This window comes from Pandoraea sp. B-6, from assembly GCF_000282835.1.
GTDB classification, from domain to species: Bacteria; Pseudomonadota; Gammaproteobacteria; order Burkholderiales; family Burkholderiaceae; genus Pandoraea; species Pandoraea cepalis.
This window is the reverse complement of the sequence record NZ_KB290569.1, coordinates 5,710-10,435: the sequence shown is the minus strand read 5'-3', so window position 1 is coordinate 10,435 and position 4,726 is coordinate 5,710. Positions and strand designations below refer to the sequence as shown.

The window sequence follows — 4,726 nt, the reverse complement described above, 5'->3', positions numbered from 1 at the left end:
ATGAAACTCTGGCCGGTCCAACTTGATGTCAACTGAAGCGATGGTCAAACTGACTCACATGTGCTCAGTCGGTAAGCAGTTTGTGCTGTAACAGCATTGCCCGCCGTCTCGCATCAGCTTGGACGTTTTCGTTCATAGCAGGGCACCTCTTGGCCGAGTCGCTGACGTCCCTCGGTGGCTTATCACCGCGGCCACTTTCTCGTATTCAATCGGGAAGGTTTTTTATGGGTCTTGAAACTTCTGTTGTACCTGTTCCTGCCGGCTACGTATGCGCCACGCCAACCTCTACGGCCCTGCCGGCTTCGTTGCCATGGAAGACGGCGAAGTTCTGTCCGAATCGCAGCTTGGCGCGCAGCACTATGGGCACCGGGAGGCAGTAATCGAGGTGAGCGAACGCGATGTCGAAAAACAGGATCACACGGCGACCGAGGTTCTGATCCGCGCTTTCTACGAGCACGATCGGGAAATGATGAAGTTGTGAGCTGAATGGCCGTATACGGTCGCTCATAAAACGGAGGAGACATGTATAACGAAGCAGATGCAGAAAATTCTAAAGTTATTTGATCAACAAAGCCATTTCTTAACGCAGTTTTCGCAAGGATTTATATGTCTGACTACTTAACGGCGATTACCCTCCCGGCTTGGTCTCCACTATTTCCATATTCCATGATCCGGTTCGAGGATTGCACTCGGGTAGTCATGCTCGGCCGACTCAAACCCGGCGTCACCAAGAGCATTACTCCTTTTCCACTGGAGCCCATGGGCGATTTCATTCTGATTAGTTGGCTAAGAATGGGTGCGGTCCTTGGTTTGCCCCCACGAAACAATATTTCCTTCAGTATTCCATGCAAATACGAGAATGAGATTGGCAAATACTGCACCCTCGAGTACACGTCCACCGGATTCGGACTGGCTGCGGGGCGTGAGTTGGGCGGATGGCCGAAGAAGGATGGTGTCTTCAAATGGGAAGAAACCGAAGAGGGGGTCACCGTTGAAGTCAGCAGGTACGGACATGTGCTTGCCCGCACCAAGGCTAGCTTCCAAGCGTCGGACGTTGACGCTCGCAAATGGCCTGAAGAGTTCAATGTGCCCGAGTACGGATCCTGCAATTTGCAGGTTCGTCATCTGGCCAAAACGGTTGCCGACGAGCCGGAGTTGGCTGAAGTCGTTAAAACCGACTATCCGAACTTTGAATCATCTGTCAGTATCGCCATTGATTCCACGTTTGAACTGTCGAACGGTCCGCTAGACGAATTCAACATTCTTGGAGATATAGATATTCTTTCGGCTCGTTACGAAAAATCGTCTTTCGATTTTGATATATCCCGCTCCATCGGCGTGCACAAGCTCCGTTGATTTACCATAAATTAATCTATTAATTATCTAGAAATCAACATCATGAATATAAAGCGCATTTCATTGGCAATTCCATTCTTTGGAGTGGCATTGATGCTCGTGCAAAGTCTGGCTTTTTCCGCTGACCAAAAGCCAGCCTTTGGCGATTGTGTGCTTTCGAATGCCAAGCCTACTCAGCATTTCCAAACCAAAGTCCCGGGCGTGCTGACCATCGCCGGACCGATAGCCTCATCGCCTACCGGATACCGCGGGTCCAACCCAAGCAACATCAACGGCGGCGATCTCTATTGCCTCACAGCCGAAATTGCTTATCGCGGTGGCCTTACCAGTGTGAAGATTGTCAACCTGCCATGGGATGCGTTGATAAGCGGGAACAACAAAGACTTCGATTTCACGGTGATGAATGTCGCCATCACGCCGGAGCGGCAAAAAGTCATGGATTTTTCGATACCCTACAGGACCGTCAACCCGGTTGTGGTCGTGAAGGGGAACAAAGTCTTGACCGAATCGCAACTGAAGACTGCCAAGGTCGGGATCATCATTGGCGCAAAGCGGTACGAAAACTTCCTGAAGGACACTGTGGGAGTGACTGCGATCCAGCAGTTCGATACCAATGCCGACATGCTTCATGCCCTCATGGCCGGCTTCATTGATGCTGCGTTCAGTGACTCCACGGGACTGATGCCTGCGGTTGCGAGATCTAACGGCGCCATGAAAGTGATTGCCAGGTACGACATCGGCACCAGTCTGGGAGTCATGTTTCCTAAAGGTTCGCCAAATGTCGCGTTGGTGGATAGCATTTTGAACGACATGAAGGCAGACGGAACGCTTGCTGAGATCGAGCGCAAATGGTTGCTGCCGGTTCTGGGCGGCGATCCGGTTGCCCTGCCAGTATGGGGCAAATAAAATGGCGCGATCTGTGGACATCCTCCCTTCATCTCTAAAGAATAATTCAGTCGGTTCAGGAAGGTATAGGAGGAACCTTTCTCGGCCGCTTCAAGTGAGAACCCACCTGATTTGGGCCAGTGTGATCGCGCTTTTGACGGCGGGGCTCTCGCTGGCCGCCGCGAGTAGCCTCCGTAACGTCTTCGGAAATTATACAACCGTTGTCAGGTTTGCTCTTTTAATCGCCACACTGTGCGTGGTTTTTGGCCCGATCGTCAAAGGTATCGGGCCAGCACGGGCTGCGAAATACCTATGGGAAAAGCAAGATATCGTAGCTTCAAGGGTGCAGGCGGATCAGGCCCGACATTATTTTTTGCGAACGATAGGGTTTAGCGGATTTCTTTTATTTGTTTACGCACTCGTGATTTTCGTCAGGGCCGGTGATGGCGCTGTGCAAAAAACCTTCCTGCAGTGGGATTTGATTGAGCTCAGCTACGTCGACATCATTAAGGCACTCTGGATCAACGTGGTGATCGCCGTGGTTGCACAAATCATGTCGATGATCTTTGGACTGGTTCTGGCCATAGGCCGCTTATTGCCGGGGCGCAGTCTTGGACCGATTCGCGCGCTTGCCGTTGCGTACGTCGATGTTTTTCGGGCTTTGCCGGCCATCATTGTTATTTACTTGATTTGTTTTGGTTTGCCACTGACCGGCATTCCATATCTCAGTCAGGCATCTCCTATCGTTTACGCAGTGGCCGCATTGACGATAACTTTCAGCGCTTACAACGCGGAACTTTTTCGATCTGGAATTGAAGCCGTCCATGAGAGCCAGGTTTCTGCGGCACTGTCACTCGGCATGACACCTTTCTCGGTTATGCGAAAAGTAGTGCTTCCTCAAGCTTTTCGCAATATCACTGCACCCCTCTTGAGCTATTTCATCGCACTTCAGAAAGATACTGCCCTCGTTAATGTTGTAGGGATTATTGATGTTTTCACGCAAGCGAAGATATTCGCGTCCGCATACTTCAATCTCTCGACGATCAGCGTGGTTTGTTTTCTTTTTATCGTCTTGACCATTCCTCAAACACGACTTGTGGATGCACTACTGGCACGAAGAGATAAACGCTTTTCAAAAAGCTCAGGAGCGAAATGAATGACTGAAAACTTCATCGAACTCGCGAACGTCGAGAAAAGATATGGATCGACCGTTGTGCTGCGCGATATAAATCTTGCGATAAAGAAACACGAAGTAGTCACACTTATCGGTGCTTCTGGATCAGGAAAATCCACCCTTCTGCGATGCGTAAATGGGCTGGAAGCAATCCATGAAGGGCAAATAAAAGTGGCGGGCGATGTTGTGTCTGGCCCTGGTGTCGATCTCGTTGGGTTGCGGCGGGTTGTGGGCATGGTATTTCAGAGCTACAACCTTTTTCCGCACATGTCGGTCATCGAAAATTGCATCATTGCGCCGGTCTCTACGGGGCTGTGTTCCGAAGACGAGGCGATAGAACGGGCAGACAAGATGCTAAATCGGGTCGGTTTGTCCACGCGGGCGCGTGCCTATCCAGCGCAACTCTCCGGCGGGCAACAGCAACGGGTTGCCATCGCGCGTGCCATGCTGATGTCGCCACAGGTATTGCTGCTGGACGAAATCACTTCCGCGCTGGATCCCGAGCTTGTCGCGGAAGTTCTTGATCTTGTTCGGGAGTTGGCTTCCGACGGCATGACACTGATTCTCACGACCCACGAAATGGCCTTTGCCCGCGAAATTTCAGACACTTTATGCTTCCTGCATCACTCGCGAATTCTGGAGAGAGGTTCGCCTGAACAGATCTTTGGAAGTCCGAAGGCGCCTGAAACGAAGGCCTTTTTGCGCAGCCTCACGCAAGCGGGCCGTATCTAAAATGTTTCCGTGCGCCCGACGCGGGAACTGAGCTCCCCCCCCCGAAAAACGAATCCCTTGCTGAGCGGGCGACGTCTCCCCCGATTTGAGTAGAGCGACGATTTAGAGTCCAATCCCGAGCGAGGCCTGAGCGAACCCCGCGCCTTGCGGGTCATCGGCATGAGCGCCAGCGCCTACAGGTATCGGCTAACCCCGGAACGCAATTTGGCTTTGCGAGCGCAGATCGTGGCGCTTGCTCAACGGCATCGCCGTTACGGTTCGGACATGATTTATCTGAGGCTGCGGCAGTCGGGTCAGCGGGTGAATCACAAGCGAGTCGAGCGGCTGTAATGACCCATCGGAACCTGCTCAGATTAAGCGGCTAATGCGAATGCCTCAGCCGGGGTCTTCATCCCTAGCGCATGATGCGGGCGCCGGTGGTTGTAGAAACGTACCCAGTCACCGGTTACGCGAGCGGCATGCTGGATCGTCTCGAAGCGTTGCCGATGTACGCATTGCTCTTTCAAGGTACGGATCACGCGCTCGGCCATGCCGTTCTGTTGCGGGCAATGAGGCGTGATGAACTCTTGGCGCAATCCG

6 protein-coding genes and 1 pseudogene are annotated in these 4,726 nt (G+C 52.3%); 6 read left to right on the top strand and 1 reads right to left on the bottom strand.

Annotation, left to right across the window (positions count from 1 at the left end; genetic code table 11):
• Positions 1–268: 268 nt before the first annotated feature.
• The 6 genes and pseudogenes from A985_RS0123495 to A985_RS27830 all read left to right on the top strand — a co-directional run.
• Positions 269–481: a hypothetical protein gene (locus A985_RS0123495; protein ID WP_017235817.1), complete on the top strand. Its 213-nt coding sequence runs from the start codon at positions 269–271 to the stop codon at positions 479–481.
• Between the two features lie 125 nt (positions 482–606).
• On the top strand, positions 607–1,356 hold the full coding sequence (locus A985_RS0123490) for an acetoacetate decarboxylase family protein (protein ID WP_017235816.1): 750 nt from the start codon (positions 607–609) through the stop codon (positions 1,354–1,356).
• Between the two features lie 42 nt (positions 1,357–1,398).
• Positions 1,399–2,262: an ABC transporter substrate-binding protein gene (locus A985_RS0123485; RefSeq protein WP_083902422.1), complete on the top strand. Its 864-nt coding sequence runs from the start codon at positions 1,399–1,401 to the stop codon at positions 2,260–2,262.
• A gap of 94 nt (positions 2,263–2,356) precedes the next feature.
• The gene (locus tag A985_RS0123480; RefSeq protein WP_017235814.1) at positions 2,357–3,397 is read left to right on the top strand and encodes an amino acid ABC transporter permease; all 1,041 of its coding nucleotides are present in this window, start codon (positions 2,357–2,359) and stop codon (positions 3,395–3,397) included.
• A complete protein-coding gene (locus tag A985_RS0123475) occupies positions 3,398–4,147 on the top strand; it encodes an amino acid ABC transporter ATP-binding protein (protein WP_017235813.1) in 750 nt (249 codons plus the stop codon).
• A gap of 120 nt (positions 4,148–4,267) precedes the next feature.
• Positions 4,268–4,474: pseudogene (locus tag A985_RS27830) on the top strand (IS3 family transposase); the annotation flags it as partial.
• Between the two features lie 26 nt (positions 4,475–4,500).
• Here A985_RS27830 and A985_RS27825 read toward each other — a convergent pair.
• Positions 4,501–4,726: integrase core domain-containing protein (locus tag A985_RS27825; protein ID WP_232424725.1), on the bottom strand; the 226-nt coding region annotated here is incomplete at its 5' end.